The sequence below is a fragment of the Mycobacterium sp. IS-3022 genome (genome assembly GCF_001500065.1).
Taxonomy (GTDB): Bacteria; Actinomycetota; Actinomycetes; order Mycobacteriales; family Mycobacteriaceae; genus Mycobacterium.
Window position 1 is genome coordinate 49,845 of record NZ_LQIN01000015.1, and the last position, 14,869, is coordinate 64,713.

At 65.7% G+C, this 14,869-nt stretch carries 16 protein-coding genes; 8 read left to right on the forward strand and 8 right to left on the reverse strand.

Annotated elements, in window-relative coordinates:
* The first annotated feature begins 27 nt into the window (after window positions 1–27).
* Window positions 28–423, forward strand: coding sequence for a CoA-binding protein (locus AU188_RS12470; protein WP_059164025.1), 396 nt, complete (start codon window positions 28–30; stop codon window positions 421–423).
* On the opposite strand, the gene AU188_RS12475 is transcribed toward AU188_RS12470, so the two are convergent.
* Both AU188_RS12475 and AU188_RS12480 read right to left on the reverse strand, forming a co-directional pair.
* Window positions 420–1,109 (reverse strand): hypothetical protein, encoded by a 690-nt coding sequence (locus AU188_RS12475; protein WP_059164026.1) that lies wholly within the window; start codon window positions 1,107–1,109, stop codon window positions 420–422. The genes AU188_RS12470 and AU188_RS12475 overlap by 4 nt on opposite strands.
* Complete coding sequence (locus tag AU188_RS12480; protein WP_059164027.1) at window positions 1,106–1,696, reverse strand: Rv1363c family protein; 591 nt, start codon at window positions 1,694–1,696, stop codon at window positions 1,106–1,108. Before AU188_RS12480 ends, AU188_RS12475 begins: the two co-directional genes overlap by 4 nt.
* Before the next feature lie 164 nt (window positions 1,697–1,860).
* On the opposite strand from AU188_RS12480, the gene AU188_RS12485 reads away from it, so the two are divergent.
* Together AU188_RS12485 and AU188_RS12490 are read left to right on the forward strand one after the other, a co-directional pair.
* Window positions 1,861–3,132: a glycosyltransferase gene (locus AU188_RS12485; RefSeq protein ID WP_286137435.1), complete on the forward strand. Its 1,272-nt coding sequence runs from the start codon at window positions 1,861–1,863 to the stop codon at window positions 3,130–3,132.
* On the forward strand, window positions 3,129–5,108 hold the full coding sequence (locus AU188_RS12490) for a M13 family metallopeptidase (RefSeq protein ID WP_059164029.1): 1,980 nt from the start codon (window positions 3,129–3,131) through the stop codon (window positions 5,106–5,108). The genes AU188_RS12485 and AU188_RS12490 overlap by 4 nt, the downstream gene beginning before the upstream one ends.
* 9 nt (window positions 5,109–5,117) lie before the next feature.
* Here AU188_RS12490 and AU188_RS12495 read toward each other — a convergent pair whose 3' ends face one another.
* The gene (locus AU188_RS12495; protein WP_059164030.1) at window positions 5,118–6,176 is read right to left on the reverse strand and encodes a L,D-transpeptidase; all 1,059 of its coding nucleotides are present in this window, start codon (window positions 6,174–6,176) and stop codon (window positions 5,118–5,120) included.
* A gap of 164 nt (window positions 6,177–6,340) precedes the next feature.
* On the opposite strand from AU188_RS12495, the gene AU188_RS12500 reads away from it, so the two are divergent.
* Window positions 6,341–6,634 (forward strand): MTH1187 family thiamine-binding protein, encoded by a 294-nt coding sequence (locus tag AU188_RS12500; protein WP_059164031.1) that lies wholly within the window; start codon window positions 6,341–6,343, stop codon window positions 6,632–6,634.
* On the opposite strand, the gene ricR is transcribed toward AU188_RS12500, so the two are convergent.
* Entirely contained in the window at window positions 6,631–6,921 is a 291-nt protein-coding gene (gene ricR / locus AU188_RS12505) for a copper-sensing transcriptional repressor RicR (RefSeq protein ID WP_059100810.1), read from the reverse strand. The genes AU188_RS12500 and ricR overlap by 4 nt on opposite strands.
* 1 nt (window position 6,922) lies before the next feature.
* Window positions 6,923–7,534 carry a DUF305 domain-containing protein gene (locus AU188_RS12510; RefSeq protein ID WP_059164032.1) on the reverse strand — a complete coding sequence of 204 codons (612 nt, stop codon included), beginning with the start codon at window positions 7,532–7,534 and terminating at the stop codon, window positions 6,923–6,925.
* 78 nt (window positions 7,535–7,612) lie between these two features.
* Between AU188_RS12510 and ilvD the strand changes: the two genes are divergently transcribed.
* On the forward strand, window positions 7,613–9,343 hold the full coding sequence (gene ilvD, locus AU188_RS12515; protein WP_059164033.1) for a dihydroxy-acid dehydratase: 1,731 nt from the start codon (window positions 7,613–7,615) through the stop codon (window positions 9,341–9,343).
* Window positions 9,344–9,347: 4 nt separating this feature from the next.
* On the opposite strand, the gene AU188_RS12520 is transcribed toward ilvD, so the two are convergent.
* Window positions 9,348–9,869, reverse strand: a complete 522-nt coding sequence (locus tag AU188_RS12520; protein WP_059164034.1) for an MBOE_33420 family protein — start codon at window positions 9,867–9,869, stop codon at window positions 9,348–9,350.
* A gap of 102 nt (window positions 9,870–9,971) precedes the next feature.
* Window positions 9,972–10,637, reverse strand: a complete 666-nt coding sequence (locus AU188_RS12525) for an O-methyltransferase (protein ID WP_059164035.1) — start codon at window positions 10,635–10,637, stop codon at window positions 9,972–9,974.
* A gap of 275 nt (window positions 10,638–10,912) precedes the next feature.
* On the opposite strand from AU188_RS12525, the gene AU188_RS24965 reads away from it, so the two are divergent.
* Both AU188_RS24965 and AU188_RS24970 read left to right on the forward strand, forming a co-directional pair.
* Window positions 10,913–11,398, forward strand: a complete 486-nt coding sequence (locus AU188_RS24965; protein WP_082686612.1) for a type VII secretion target — start codon at window positions 10,913–10,915, stop codon at window positions 11,396–11,398.
* 203 nt (window positions 11,399–11,601) lie between these two features.
* Window positions 11,602–12,516, forward strand: a complete 915-nt coding sequence (locus AU188_RS24970) for an ESX-1 system-associated protein (protein WP_286137439.1) — start codon at window positions 11,602–11,604, stop codon at window positions 12,514–12,516.
* 1,117 nt (window positions 12,517–13,633) lie between these two features.
* Here the strand turns inward: AU188_RS24970 and AU188_RS25520 are convergent.
* Entirely contained in the window at window positions 13,634–13,837 is a 204-nt protein-coding gene (locus tag AU188_RS25520) for a hypothetical protein (RefSeq protein ID WP_172799480.1), read from the reverse strand.
* A gap of 218 nt (window positions 13,838–14,055) precedes the next feature.
* Between AU188_RS25520 and AU188_RS12535 the strand changes: the two genes are divergently transcribed.
* Window positions 14,056–14,754, forward strand: a complete 699-nt coding sequence (locus AU188_RS12535; RefSeq protein ID WP_286137441.1) for an EspK C-terminal domain-containing protein — start codon at window positions 14,056–14,058, stop codon at window positions 14,752–14,754.
* The last annotated feature ends 115 nt before the right edge of the window (window positions 14,755–14,869 follow it).

The window sequence follows — 14,869 nt, forward strand, 5'->3', positions numbered from 1 at the left end:
CCGTCGGTCGCTGGGTATACGCCGGGAATGGACCTCGAGCAGATACTGCGGGAAACCCGCACGGTGGCGATCGTCGGCGCATCGCCCAACCCGGACCGCGCCAGCCATGAGATCTGGACGTACCTCAAGGCGGCCACCGATTACGAGTTGTATCTGGTGAATCCGACGGTCGACGAGATCGACGGCACACCGGTCTATCCGTCGTTGGCCGACCTTCCCGTCGTGCCCGACCTCGTGGACGTGTTCCGTCGCCGCGAACACCTGCCCGCGGTCCTCGCCGACACCATCGCCGTGGGCGCCAAGGTCCTGTGGCTACAACTCGGGCTGTCAGACGATCAGGTCGCCCGTGACGGCGCCGCCGCAGGGCTGCGGGTGGTGATGGACCGCTGCATCAAGGTCGATCACGCGCGCCTTCTCGGTTAGCGGGAGTGGATCGGCGACACGTCGTCAACCAACCAGCGGCCGTCTTTTTTCGACAACGCCACCCGCAACGCCAGGACCGCGGTGTCGGTCGGCTTGCCCGGCGAGTTCTGTGTGGCGTGCAGGACCACCGCGACGCTGGCGGCGTTCGGTCCGATCGCCTCGACGCCCGCGGACACCGTGCTCGCCTGCGCGGAGACGTTGCGGCTCGTCAAATCCTCTGCCACCGAGGAGAATTCGTTTTTGAAATCTTCGGCGCGTTCCGGCGACATCATCGCCGCCGCCCGGTCGATCGACGCGGTGGGGCTCTGCGGGGTGAACGTCGCGGAGGCCTCGGCGACACTGCTGGCGATGCCCACCACCTCCGTGCTGTCTTTGCGCAGCGTGCGGTCCGGCACCGTCCAGTGCAGATAGCCGACGAGCACCGCGGCCGCCAACGCCGCCGTCGCGACCGCCGACACCCCCAACCGCAGCCCGGGACCGTCGTCGTCGGTGCCGACGGTCACTGCGTCGCGGCGCGCCAGCACCGCGTTCACCACGACACCCTCGACGATCAGCAGGCACAGCACCGAGCACACCGAAACCCACCACAGCGGCCAGGCCAGCGCGATGCCGATGTACACCAGCGCCGCTACCGCGGCCACCGGAGCGGCGACGTCGAATACCGCGACCCGCCAGGCGTTCCTCATCGGATCGGCTCCAACCGCGAGATCATCAGCTTGCCGTCCACGTCGGACACGTCCAGGCGCAGTGTCCAACGCACCGTCTGCGGCTTCTTCTCACCGGCGTTCTCGCTGATCGAGGTCGCCACCACCAGCACGGTGTCGGTGCGCGAGGCGAACTCGGTCACCTCGGGCTGGGGTTTCGGCGGTCGTGCACCGTCGGTCCCGGGCTGCGGATGGTGGATCGACTCGACGGCCACCGAGTCGATCTGACCGGTGGTCTGCGTCTGCAGTTTCTGCACAAGCTCGCGGTAGGGCTCAATGGCCGCGTCGAAGTCGGAGTTGAGCTGTCCGACGGTGTTCTCGTGCAACTTGACCAGGTCGGACTGCACGGTGTCCTTGTTCATGTTGATCAGCACGCTGGTCCAGTCGGCCGCAGCTTGCATGACGCGGGCGCGATACCTCAGTTCGTCGGTGTCGGCACGATGCTGCACCCAGATCAGCGCGGCGAGAGCCACCGCGACGACTGCGATCACCCCAAGCACCGCCGACGCGATGCCGTAACTGGTGAAGACGGGACCGTCCTCGGCCGCGGTGGGCTCGTCGTCAGGCATGCGCGTGAGGGTACCGGGCGGTGCCGCCGACAGCGGTGAGCGGCCGACGTCACAGGCTGGTCGGCACTGCAGGCGAGCGAATTCGGGTATCCCGGCTCCGACTCGCGGACGAAAGGGAAGCGGTGGGCAACTACCTGATAGCCGCCAGTCCGATCCCTGGGCACGTGACGCCACTGCTGCACGTCGGTGCCGACCTGCGTCAACGTGGTCACCGCATCACCGTCCTCACCGGAGCCGAACACCACCGTGCGGTAACCGAGCACGGGCTGGCGCCGCTGGACCTGCCCGACGCGGCGCATCCCCGCCGCGACCCCGGCGGTCTACGGGTACTGCCAGCGCTGCTCAACCGTTGGCACCGGGGCCGCGTCGAGATGCGGTCGGTGTTCATCGATCCGCTGGTGGCGCAGCACTGGGCGCTGCGCAAAGCACTGCAGCGGGACAGGTTCGACGCGGTGTTGTGCGACGTCGCGTTCACCGGTGCACTACCGCTGTTGACCGGCCACCGCCCCCGCCCGTGGCTGCTGGTGTGTGGGGTCGGCCCGCTGACGGTGTCCAGCGCGGACGCACCGCCGTTCGGGACGGCGTGGGCCCCGCGCTCGGAACTCAACTACGAGCCGATGACTTGGGTCACGCACCGCGTGCTGTTCGGCGACGTGCAGGCCGACCTGAACGCCGCGCTTGCGGCCGTCGGTGCGCCGTCGTCGCCGGTGTTCCTGACGGACTGGCCGCTGCTCGCCGACCGCCTACTGCAGTTCACGGTGCCCTCGCTGGAGTATCCGCGCAGCGACCTGCCGGGCACGGTCGCGTTCACCGGCCCCGTGATACCGCGCCCCGCCGCGGACCGCGGACACCTGCCATGGGACCCGGCTCGCGAGGCGCGCACGGTCGTTCACGTCACTCAGGGCACCTGGGACAACGACGATCTCGACGCGCTACTGCGCCCGACGCTCGATGCGTTGGCCGATCGGGATGACCTGTTTGTGGTCGCGACGACTGGGCGTCGCGGCCGCACGACACTGCCGGGCCGCATGCCCGCCAACGCGTACGTCACCGACTTCCTGCCCTATGCCGAACTTCTGCCGCATGTCGACGTCATGGTCACCAACGGCGGATACGGCGGTGTGCATCTGGCGCTGTCGCACGGCGTGCCGCTGGTCCTCGCAGGCGCGACGGCCGACAAACCGGAGGTTGCAGGCCGGGTCGCGCATTCGGGGGCCGGCGTCAACGTCGGCACTTCGCGAACGGGCCGCGCGGCGCTCGCCAACGCCGTCGACGAGGTCCTCACCGCCGGTTCCTACCGCGCCGCAGCCCAGTCGTTGGCCCGCGAGATCCGCAACTCAGACGCCTTCGAGCGGATCGCGCAGATCCTGGCAGGGCTGGCCGTGCCGCAGCGGCCGGGGAGGCCCACCGCGCGTTCTGGCACCCTGGTGGGGTGACTGTCGAAGCAATCCGATCAGGCATCGACCTGAGCCACGTCGACGCCCAGGCCCGCCCGCAAGACGACCTCTTCGGCCACGTGAACGGCCGCTGGCTGACCGATTACGAGATGCCGGGCGACCGCGCCACCGACGGCGCGTTCCGCTCGCTCTACGACCGCGCCGAGGAGCATGTCCGCGACCTCATCACCGGCGCGGCAGCATCGGGCGCGGCGCCGGGCACCGACGAACAGCGCATCGGCGACCTGTACGCCAGCTTCATGGACGAACAGACAGTCGCCGCGCGCGGTGTGCAACCGCTGCTGGAGGAGTTGGCGGCGATCGACGCAGCCGACACCCCCGAGGCGCTGGCCCGGGTGCTGGGTGCATTGCAGCGCACCGGCATCGGCGGCGGCACCGGTGTCTACGTCGACACCGACTCCAAGGACTCCACGCGGTACCTGCTGCACTTCAACCAGTCCGGTCTGGGCCTGCCCGACGAGTCCTATTACCGCGACGAGCAGCACGCCGAGATCCTCGCCGCCTATCCGCGGCACATCGCGGCGATGTTCGGGTTGGCCTACGGCGAGGGTGACCACGACGACACCGCGGCGCGCATCGTCGCGCTGGAGACCAAGCTGGCCGCCGCGCACTGGGACGTCGTCAAGCGTCGCGACGCCGACCTCACCTACAATTTGCGCGCCTTCGCCGACCTGCCCGCCGAGGCGCCCGGCTTCGACTGGGCCGGTTGGATCACCGAGCTGGGCGCGTCTCCGGAAAGGGCTGCGGAAGTCGTTGTCCGCCAACCCGATTACCTGACCGCATTCGCCGCCGAGTGGTCTGGCGGGGATCTCGAGGACTGGAAGCGGTGGCTGCGCTGGCGGGTCATCCACGCCCGCGCGTTCCTGCTGACCGACGACCTGATAGCCGAGGACTTCGCGTTCTACGGTCGTCGGCTCTCAGGCACCGAGCAGATCCGCGACCGGTGGAAGCGCGCGGTGTCGGTGGTCGAGAGCCTGATGGGCGATGCCGTCGGCAAGCTCTACGTCGAGCGGCATTTCCCGCCGCACGCCAAACAGCGGATGGACGAACTCGTCGCCAACATCCGCGAGGCATACCGCGTCAGCATCAACTCGCTGGACTGGATGACGCCGGCCACACGGGAGAAGGCGCTGGCCAAACTCGACAAGTTCACGCCGAAGATCGGTTATCCGGCGAAGTGGCGCGACTATTCGAATTTGGTGATCGAGCGCGACGATCTGTACGGCAACTACCGGCGCGGCTACGCCTTCGAGTACGACCGCGAGATGGCCAAGCTCGGCGGACCCGTCGACCGTGACGAGTGGTTCATGACGCCGCAGACCGTTAATGCCTACTACAACCCGGGTATGAACGAGATCGTCTTTCCCGCAGCGATTCTGCAGCCGCCGTTCTTCGACGCCGAGGCCGACGACGCCGCGAACTACGGCGGCATCGGCGCGGTGATCGGCCACGAGATCGGGCACGGCTTCGACGATCAGGGCGCCAAGTACGACGGCGACGGCAACCTGGTCGACTGGTGGACCGACGAGGATCGCACGGAGTTCGGGGCCCGCACGAAAAGGTTGATCGAGCAGTACGACGAGTACGTGCCGCGTGCGTTGAGCAATGGGCACCACGTGAACGGCGCGTTCACCGTCGGCGAGAACATCGGCGACCTCGGCGGGCTGTCGATCGCCCTACTGGCCTATCGGCTGTCGCTCGGTGACCGGGAGGCGCCCGTCATCGACGGCTTGACGGGCGAACAACGGGTCTTCTATGGCTGGGCTCAGGTGTGGCGGGCGAAATCCCGCGACGCCGAGGCGATTCGACGGCTAGCGATCGACCCGCACTCGCCGCCGGAGTTCCGGTGCAACGGCGTCATCCGCAACATGGACGCGTTCTACGACGCGTTCGACGTCACCGAAGACGACGCGCTCTACCTGGAACCCGAACGGCGAGTGCGCATCTGGAACTAGGGATCTCGGTCAGAACATCTGCCAGTCCGACGCGCCGTCGGGCTGGTTGTAGATCCCGGTCGAGTTCTTGATGACGACCGCGTCACCGCTGCCGAAGTTGTCGAAGAACCACTTCGCGTTGGCCGGACTCAGGTTGATGCAGCCATGGCTGACATTCTCTTCGCCCTGTGATCCGACCGACCACGGCGCGCTGTGCACGAACACGCCGCTGTTGTCGATGCGCACGGCGTCCTTCACCTTGAGCTTGTAGCCGTCGGGCGAATCCACCGGCACACCGTAGGTGGACGAATCCATCACGATCTCGGGGAACTTCTCCAGCACGTAGTAGGTGCCGTTCTTGGTGTCGTTGCCCTTCTTACCCATCGACACGGGGAAGGTCTTCTCCAGCTCGCCGTTGCGGTGGATCTCCATCTGCAACGACTTGTTGTCGATGGTCGCGACGAGTTGCTCGGGCACCGTGAAGCTCGACTTGGTGCCGGAGGCGTCGATGTTCACCACGGTGCCCGCGGGCCAGAAGTCCTGCGGACGCCACCGCACCTGAGTATCGGTGGTCCAGTAGAAGCGGCCCGGCACCGGCGGGTTCGACGAGATGTGGATAGCTTGTTCGGCCATCGCCCGGTTGGCGATCGGCCGCTGGAAGTTGATGTAGATCGGCTTGGCGGCGCCGACGATCGAGCCGTCGGTCGGATTGAATGACGGCGGTGCGAACACCGGCGCGCCGACATAGGGCGTGGGGTTCTGCCCGGCGGGCGTGCCCTCCGGGATCGGATGCTGCTGAGCCAGCGGGTCGGGCGGGCCGAAGAACGGGTTCGACGGCGGTGGTGGCGCCGCTACCTCGGCGGGCGGCGCGGGCGGGGCCGGCGGCGCCGGAGCCGCCAACGGATTGGCCGGCGGAGGCGGTGGCACTGCCGGTGGCGGTGGCGGAGCCGGCGCGACGGCCGGATCGACGGGCGCCGGTGGCGGCGGAACGGGCTGAGCCAGGGCTGACGGGCTGCTGAGCAGCATCCCGCCGACAAGACCCGCCGCCAGGATGGCAGTGAGCAGTCGGCTGCGCTTTGGCCTGCGCATACATAACCTCCCAGTCGCAGAACTTCCACCAGTGTGGCATAGCGCGCGGAGCGCTCCCTGCCGTCCGGGCCGCCCCGAAACCTGGGCAGCGCTCAATCCACACCCTTGACCTGCACTGTTCATCGTCGGCACGCGCCCAGTGTTACGGGTGGCAGGCTGGTCGAATGATTGTGGCCTTCAGCGTGAGCCCGATGGGCGCAGATGAGAGCGTCGGCGACGCCGTCGCCGAAGCGGTGAAGGTGGTCCGCGCGTCGGGGCTGCCCAACGAAACCAATGCGATGTTCACCAACCTCGAAGGCGACTGGGACGAGGTGATGGATGTGGTGAAGCGGGCCGTCGACGCGGTCGCCGCGGCATCGCCACGCGTGAGCCTGGTCCTCAAAGCCGACATCCGCCCCGGCCACACCGATCAGCTGACGGCGAAGGTCAGGCGCATCGACGACGCGTTGGGCGATTAGGACCGCACCAGTCGCGCGATGGCCGCCGACGCCTCGGCCAGCTTGACGTCGGCCTCCTCACCGCCCTCCGCGACGGCTTGGGACACGCAGTGCCCGAGGTGTTCGTCCAGCAGGCCGAGCGCGACCGATTGCAGCGCGCTGTTGACCGCACTGATCTGGGTGAGCACGTCGATGCAGTACTTGTCGTCCTCGATCATCTTCGCGATACCGCGAACCTGGCCCTCGATGCGGCGCAGCCGCTTGGCGTAGTTGTCCTTCTGCTCTGAATAACCATGCACCGCAGTCATTTCAGCCCTTCAACATTCGGTTCATCTGGTCGATCTCGGCCTGCTGGGTATCGACCATCGTCTGCGCCAGGCGCTTGGCATCGACGTTCTCGCCGTTCGCGAGTTCGGCTCGAGCCATCTCGATCGCCCCCTGGTGGTGGCTGATCATCGACTCGAGCCACAGGGTGTCGAACTCCGGACCGGACAAAGACCTGAGTTTGGCCATGGTGGCGTCGTCGACCATGCCCTGCATCGCGCCATGTCCGCCGTGTCCGCCGTGCCCGGTGTCGGAGTCTGGGTTTTCGTTCCACTGCACGAGCAGCACCTTCATGGCCTGGATCTCTGGCTCCTGCGCGGCGGAGATCTGCTCGGCGAGCGCTTTCACCTCCGGATTCGTCGAGCGCTCCGGAACCAAGGCCGAGAGCTCGACGGCCTGCTGGTGGTGCGGGATCATGTTCGTCGCGAAGGCGACGTCATCGGAGTTGAAGCCGGCCGGTTGCCCGCTGATCACCGGCTCATCCGGTTGCTTGTGTTCGGTGTGACCGTCGGATGCATTGCCGCTGCAGGATGCCACGAGCAGCGCGGCGGCGAGGGCGATCAGGACAGCGGCAAGGCGAGCGATCAACGACGTCATGACCCCAGACTACCGCATACCCCGCCGGGGTATAGATATTGGTTTGGCCGGGTGAAACGCCGAAGGCATACTTGTTTGATGCCCTCACAGCCTCCGGACACCGAAGCCCGCCGTCGGGCGGAGCCCGACATCAAGCCCCGCAGTCGCGACGTCACCGACGGTCTCGAGAAGGCCGCCGCCCGCGGGATGTTGCGGGCGGTAGGCATGGAGGACGACGACTTCGCCAAGCCGCAGATCGGTGTCGGGTCGTCGTGGAACGAGATCACGCCGTGCAACCTCTCGCTCGACCGCCTCGCAAAGGCGGTCAAGGACGGCGTGCACGCGGCCGGCGGGTTCCCGATGGAGTTCGGCACCATCTCGGTGTCCGACGGCATCTCGATGGGCCACGAGGGCATGCACTTCTCGCTGGTGTCGCGCGAGGTCATCGCCGACAGCGTCGAGACGGTGATGATGGCCGAGCGGTTGGACGGCTCGGTGCTGCTGGCGGGATGCGACAAGTCGCTGCCCGGCATGTTGATGGCCGCCGCGCGCCTCGACCTCGCCAACGTGTTCCTCTACGCCGGGTCGATACTGCCGGGCAAGGCCAAGCTGTCCGACGGCACCGAGATGGACGTGACGATCATCGACGCGTTCGAGGCGGTCGGAGCGTGTGCACGCGGCCTGATGCCCCGCGAGGACGTCGACGCGATCGAGCGCGCGATCTGTCCGGGCGAAGGCGCCTGCGGCGGCATGTACACCGCGAACACGATGGCCTCGGCGGCCGAAGCGCTCGGCATGTCGCTGCCGGGTTCGGCGGCGCCGCCGGCCACGGACCGCCGGCGCGACGGGTTCGCCCGCCGGTCAGGCCAGGCCGTCGTGGATCTGCTCCGCCGCGGTATCACCGCGCGCGACATCATGACCAAGGAGGCGTTCGAAAACGCGATCGCCGTCGTGATGGCGTTCGGCGGGTCGACCAACGCGGTGCTGCATCTGCTGGCCATCGCCCACGAGGCGAACGTCAAGTTGACCCTCGACGATTTCACGCGCGTCGGGCAGAAGGTGCCGCACCTGGCCGACGTCAAGCCGTTCGGCAAGCACGTGATGTTCGACGTCGATCGCATCGGCGGCGTGCCGGTGGTCATGAAGGCTCTGCTGGACGCTGGTCTGCTGCATGGGGATTGCCTGACGGTCACCGGTCAGACGATGGCCGAGAATCTCGCGCACATCGCGCCGCCTGACCCGGACGGCAAAGTGCTACGCGCCCTGGCCGATCCGATCCACCCCACCGGCGGCATCACGATCCTGCACGGTTCGCTGGCGCCCGAAGGAGCGGTCGTGAAGTCGGCGGGCTTCGATTCGGACGTGTTCGAGGGCACCGCAAGGGTTTTCGAGCGCGAGCGCGCTGCACTCGACGCGTTGGAAGACGGCACGATCCAGGCCGGCGACGTCGTCGTGATCCGCTACGAGGGGCCCAAGGGCGGTCCCGGGATGCGCGAGATGCTGGCGATCACCGGTGCCATCAAGGGCGCCGGGCTCGGCAAGGACGTGCTGCTCATGACGGACGGGCGATTCTCCGGCGGCACCACGGGACTGTGCGTCGGACACGTGGCGCCCGAAGCCGTCGACGGCGGCCCCATCGCGTTCCTGCGCGACGGCGACCGTATCCGCCTCGACGTCGGCAACGGCACGTTGGATGTGCTGGTCGATCCGCAGGAATTCGAGGCGCGCAAGGTCGGCTTCGAGCCGTTGCCTCCGGTGTACACCACGGGCGTCCTGGCGAAGTACACGAAGCTGGTGCACTCGGCGGCGGTCGGCGCAGTCTGCAGCTAGCCGATCAGCCGGGTGGCGGCGGGTCGATGGGTGTCAGCCTGATCGGAACCCAATGTGTGCCTGGTCCTTCACCGGGGCAACCGGCTCCCTCGGTGACTAAGGTCCGCTCGCCGAAGAAGCTGCCGTCAGGGTTGGGCATGAGATAGTCCGACCGTTGGGCCTGCACGGCGCTGCTGGGATCGTTCCGATCGCAGAAGTAGGGATACTTCCCACTGGTTTCCCAACGGTCGTTATTCCATCTGTACTCGTAAACCAAGGGGGCGCCCGGATTGCGGGCATGGTTGTCCTTGTTGTCCCAACGCACGACGCAACCGTTTACGTCGCAATGGGTAGTGAATGGAACAGGCACGGTTATCGAATTCATCGGCGTCGGCAGACCGTTGAACGTCTGCTTCGAGAAGTCGATGAACACGTCGTAGTACCCGTACAGCGGCGGTGGTTCAACGCGATCCGCGCTGGCGACTGGCGACAGGATCAGCGCGGTGCAGCTCGCGAACACCGCGATCGAGAACGACTTCGACGCCACGAGGGCCTCCTTCGTCGCGAGCCCTCAAGCGGGTGGAGAGCTCTTCGGGCTCTGGATAACACAACTGGGCGGCGGAGTTCACCGAATGGGCAATGCCAAGGGCTACGCGGTGATACGGGCGACCGCGAAGCCGTCCCAGCCTTTGGTGCCGACGGTCTGGATCGCGGCGGCTTCCAATTGCGGATGGTTGCCCATCATCTCGAGCATCTCGCGAACGGCTCGTGCTTGACGGTCGTCGGGGGCCGGATCGAGAACGCGTCCGAAGCGAGCGATGTTGTCCACCACGATGATCGAGCCCGGCTTGCCTAGCTTGATAGCCCACTCGACATACGCGATGTTGTTTTCTTTGTCGGCGTCGATGAAAGTGAGGTCGAAGGTGTCGCCGCGCTCCGAGAGGGTCGGCAAGGTGTCGAGTGCCGCTCCGACGATGATCTCGACGCGGTCTTGCACCCCCGCTCGGATGAAGTTCTCCCGCGCGATCGCGGCGTGCTTGGGTTCGTATTCGAGGGTGACGACGTGCCCGTCGGGCCCCACGCCGCGGGCGAGGTTAATGGTGCTGTACCCGGCGAGGGTGCCGATTTCCAAGGCGCGGGTTGCTGACGACACGGTTGTCAGGAGGTAGAGGAGTCTGCCGTGTTGAGCAGACACCTCGATGGCGGGCATGCCGGCTGCGTCGGCGGATTCACGGGTCTCCCGGAGCGCGTCGTCTTCGGTGTGAAGGAAGCGGTTGAAAAGGTCGTCGAGCGCCTTCGGATCGGGTTCGGCCACAGGCCAACGCTAGTCCAGCAGGCGGCGGACTCGTTCTGTTCTCTTTGCTGCGGGGGGCGGCATTCGTGGTGTGGTCACTGGTTGGCAAGGCGTCGAATGGACGCAGAAGGTAACTCGTCAGGCGTGGCGCGGCTGCGATCAGCGATTGGGTAGACCTCGCTTTCGGGAAATGGCGGTCTCAAACTGCTGGCGTGGCTGATATTGCAGGTCCGGTAGCATTTGCTCCGTGACGCCTGAGGGGGCTTGCCCGACGCTGAGCGTGGTGTGGAGTAACGATGACTGAGGTTCTGCGGGTCGATACGGGCCTGGTGCGCGAAGCCGGTGAGAGGTTGCGCGGAATCGCCGCCGACATTCCTGAGCCGCCGACGGTGTACAGGCCGACGGGAGGCGACGCCTTGTCCGCGGCGATCGCGGCGAAGGTGACCGAGGTCGTGGATCCGGTGCTCGCGCAGATGCCGGTCACGAAAGAAGAATTGACCAAGTACGCGCAGAACGTGGTCAACGCCGCGAACACGTACGACGCTGTAGATGGACAACTCGCCGAGGAGATCCTCAAACGCCTCGAATTGCTCGACGCCGCTGCGCGTACGGGCGGCGACGGTGGCTCAACGGGCGGCGCCGAGGAGGTCACGCCCGAAACGACTTCCGAACTGGCGCAGGGTCAGGCAGCACCGGGCGATGATGGAGAGCATGCTCCCGATGACGCACTCGCGTCGAACCCGATGCGTTCGGCCAAGGGGGGACCGGAGATCGCCCTGTGAGCTATCCGCCGCCGCCAGGAGGACCCTCGCCAGGGAATTACGGTCCACCTCAGGGGAATTCGGGCCAGTGGGGTCCTCCGCACCAGCCGCCGTGGCCGCAACAGCAGTGGTCGCCAGGTCCACCTCCGAAGAAGCGGGGCAATGGCTGGAAGTGGGCGCTTGGCGGAGTAGCTCTCCTAGCCGTCATCGGATTGACTGCCGCAGTGACGATTTTGGTGACCTCGGATGATGGAGATGGCGGAGACACGTCACCGTCGGGCGAGACCTACGGCCTAGCAAGCGCTGACGACAAGGGCCCAGTCACCATCATCACTGAGGACCCTACTTGCGCGGCATGGGTGCCGATCAATGACACATTCACCAACGTTCAAAGAAATGGCTGGGATAAGCGGGACCCAACGATTCCGGCTTCGCAATGGACTCCGGAGCAACGCGCGCAATACGAGGCGGTCGGTAAGGCCGCGCGAAACGCCGCCGATGCGACAGTCCGGCTTGCCGAAGTCACGCCCCACCGCGTCCTCAAGGAGACCTACGAGCAATTCATCGCGTATGCGCGCGCCTACAGCGATGCAATTCAGTCATATACACCAAGCGATGAACATCTAGCACGTGTAGTAACCGCGACAGGTGGGATGATTGTTTATGTCTGCGCTGCAATAGATTACGGCTCAGCCGCGGCACGGGCTCCACTCGTAGATGCGCCGCCAGCGCCAACAACGCTCCCACCGCTCACAGATCCTGACAAGCCTGAGCGTTTCATGGTCTCGCCCGACTCGATCTGCGCAGACTGGGACCGTATTCTGAACCAGTTCAACGAGGACACAAAGCCCTGGCAGGCTCTCGACTCCTCCATACCCGCCACTGAATGGACATCAGAGCAGCGTTCTATCGTAGATGCGGTTATTCCTACAATGGAGCGTTTCGCTGATCGCATGGATGATCTGGGGCGAGCCAGCTCTAATCCCGTTGTTCGAGACTTTGCAACGTTTGCAGCACAATATCGGCGAGCCTACGCAGCGGCTCTTCCGACCTATACTCCTGCGGATTCGTTCCTGACAAGCACCTCCCGTAATGCAGCGTCTTCTATCTACGAAGCATGTAATGCGGTTGGGGCTTAGACGATGGCGATCCCTCGGCCCCATGACCCGTACGGGCTGACTGCTTCTCCGGCGTGGCCTGAAGTCGATGAGGATCTGCTGAAAACATGCGCCCAAGCATTCGAGAACGCGTCTCGGTCTGTGGAAAACGAGGCAGGAGAAGCAAGGCACGAGAAATCTGAAATATTCGGTGGAGCCGCTATTTGGTCCGGCAAAGCTGCTAGCGGTGCCTGTCAGTCCCTCGATCGACGCATAGCTGACCTCGAGTCGGTCATAGAGAAGTTAAGCGCTGCGGCACGACTATTCAACGACAGCACGGTCGCAACAATCACCGCTAAGAATGAGATAACCAGCACGGTTGAACTGGCTAATACGATTCTTGACTGGATCCGGGCACATAAAGACATCCCTGAAGATGCGAAGGCCGCCGCAATAGAACAGGGCATTTCCGCCATTCGCAACGAAAACATGTCTACGGTGGCGGCCGCGGCTGCCAAGCTCCTCGCTGGGACCGTCGGGCCGGCTGCGGCGCCGGTGCGTCCAGAAGCTCCGAAGGATATCTATCTTTCCAACGGCGAATCAACGAAGGACGGGCCTTCCTTCGTGCCCGCGAGCAATACTGCCGATCCAGAAGCACCGTCTGTCTTGCCTGGCATTCCGGCGGAGCTGCCTGGGGCCGACGCATCCGTCCCTGGCGATTTGAATTCCGTTGACGAGGACGCACCGACCCAGGTTCCGCCGAACTTTCCGCCTGCAGAACGGGAATCCGCATTCGAAGTTCCGGCCAATACAGCCGACCCTTCGGCCCCATCAGAAAATGCCCTTTCGGTGCCACCGCATACATCAAGTAGCGGAGCATCTCCAGCCCAGTCCCCTGGCCCACTTGTCGGACCCGGCATTCCGGGTCTCCCTGGTGGATCTGGCGGCGCTAGCGCGCCCTCACCTGCCCGCGTCAGCGCACCGACCAGTCCTATGTCGGGTGGCGTATCGACACCATCGGCTCCTTCAGCACCATCGACCCCGACTACGCCCAGCACTCCCAGCACTATGAATCCTGCTGCAGCAGCGGCGAATCAAACGCCAATTTCCGACTTTCAACGGTCAATTGCCGATGCGGCGACCCGAGCGGCGCAGGCGCCTATTCCACCGCCCCAACCATCCGCTCCGATGCCCGCCTCGCAACCACCTGCTCCTCCCCCACTTCCCGACGCACCTGCAGCAACGCAGCCGAGCCAAGCCCCATCTGCCGCCGGCTCGACGACCAGTGGGGGCTCGGCGCCCGTCGCGCCGCCGCCAACCGCGGCCGCCCCGACTCCGGCGCCGCCTGTTCAACTCGGTCCACCCGCGACACCTCCACCCGCGGCACCCGTCGCCTCCACCGCTCCCGCGGCCGCCGGCATTCCCCCAACCGCGGCCGCTGCTGCGGGTACCAACACCGTCGGAGCTCCTGCGCCCGTTCCGGTTTCGGCTGCCCGAGCCCAACGCGAGGCGGTCGCCGCTGCCACCTTACGGAGGTCCGGCAGCGATCCTGCTCAATTAGCGCACCGTATCGCCGCGGCGTTGAACGTCGGCAACACCGACATGGGCTTCTTCTGGGTCACCGGGCTCACGAAAGACGGAACCATCGTCGTCGCCAACAATTACGGCCTCGGCTACATCCCCGAAGGCGTGAACCTCCCCGAACGGGTCAAGATGGCCACCGCCGACGAGAGTATTCCTACCAAGGTCCGCGGCAATTGGACGACGTATCCCATTCTCGCGCTTCATGGTTGGGCGCAGCACCATGACACCGACCTGCGCGCTGTCATCGCGACCGAAGACCAGTTCAAGGGCTTCGATCCGGGCGCACCCAAGATCATCCTCCGTCCGGACGACATTCCCGAGAACGGCCAAATGGAAGGCCGCCACCGGCTCCAGGTCATATCACCTGACGCCGCAACGAAATTGGCGGCGATCGCCCCCAGCGGGCTCACCGAAGTTCTTCCCGCACCGCCCACCGACACCACTCCACCCGATGACAATCGCGCGCTGCTGTGGTTCGAGGTCTTTCGTCCCTTGCTCAGCAACGCACCAGAGCGCGGTCAGGCGCAGCTGCAGCATTTTGTCACCTACGCCGACCACGCCCAGGAACTCGCGCTTCACAAAGCGCACACCGCGACAGAAGCCGCCGATCAGCGTGCCGCAATCGCCGACTGGATCTATTGGCAGCACCTCAGCGTCTTGAACTCCGAGGCGATTGCCACCAGCGCCACCGTCTGACACCTTCGGACCGCAGTCAGCCACCCGGATTTGTCGGCGGGTGCTGTCATGATGCGGTTATGGTTTCGTTCGCTCCTTCTGGTGTTGAGGTGGATTTGAGTCGCCTCGAGCGTCT

What these genes read in the sequence shown, in the direction of transcription:
- ricR (WP_059100810.1), bottom strand. Translation starts at nt 6,921, where the DNA reads ATGACTGCGGTGCATGGTTATTCAGAGCAGAAGGACAACTACGCCAAG.
- AU188_RS12470 (WP_059164025.1), top strand. Translation starts at nt 28, where the DNA reads ATGGACCTCGAGCAGATACTGCGGGAAACCCGCACGGTGGCGATCGTC.
- AU188_RS12495 (WP_059164030.1), bottom strand. Translation starts at nt 6,176, where the DNA reads ATGCGCAGGCCAAAGCGCAGCCGACTGCTCACTGCCATCCTGGCGGCG.
- AU188_RS12475 (WP_059164026.1), bottom strand. Translation starts at nt 1,109, where the DNA reads ATGAGGAACGCCTGGCGGGTCGCGGTATTCGACGTCGCCGCTCCGGTG.
- AU188_RS12510 (WP_059164032.1), bottom strand. Translation starts at nt 7,534, where the DNA reads ATGACGTCGTTGATCGCTCGCCTTGCCGCTGTCCTGATCGCCCTCGCC.
- AU188_RS12480 (WP_059164027.1), bottom strand. Translation starts at nt 1,696, where the DNA reads ATGCCTGACGACGAGCCCACCGCGGCCGAGGACGGTCCCGTCTTCACC.
- AU188_RS12500 (WP_059164031.1), top strand. Translation starts at nt 6,341, where the DNA reads ATGATTGTGGCCTTCAGCGTGAGCCCGATGGGCGCAGATGAGAGCGTC.
- AU188_RS24965 (WP_082686612.1), top strand. Translation starts at nt 10,913, where the DNA reads ATGACTGAGGTTCTGCGGGTCGATACGGGCCTGGTGCGCGAAGCCGGT.
- ilvD (WP_059164033.1), top strand. Translation starts at nt 7,613, where the DNA reads ATGCCCTCACAGCCTCCGGACACCGAAGCCCGCCGTCGGGCGGAGCCC.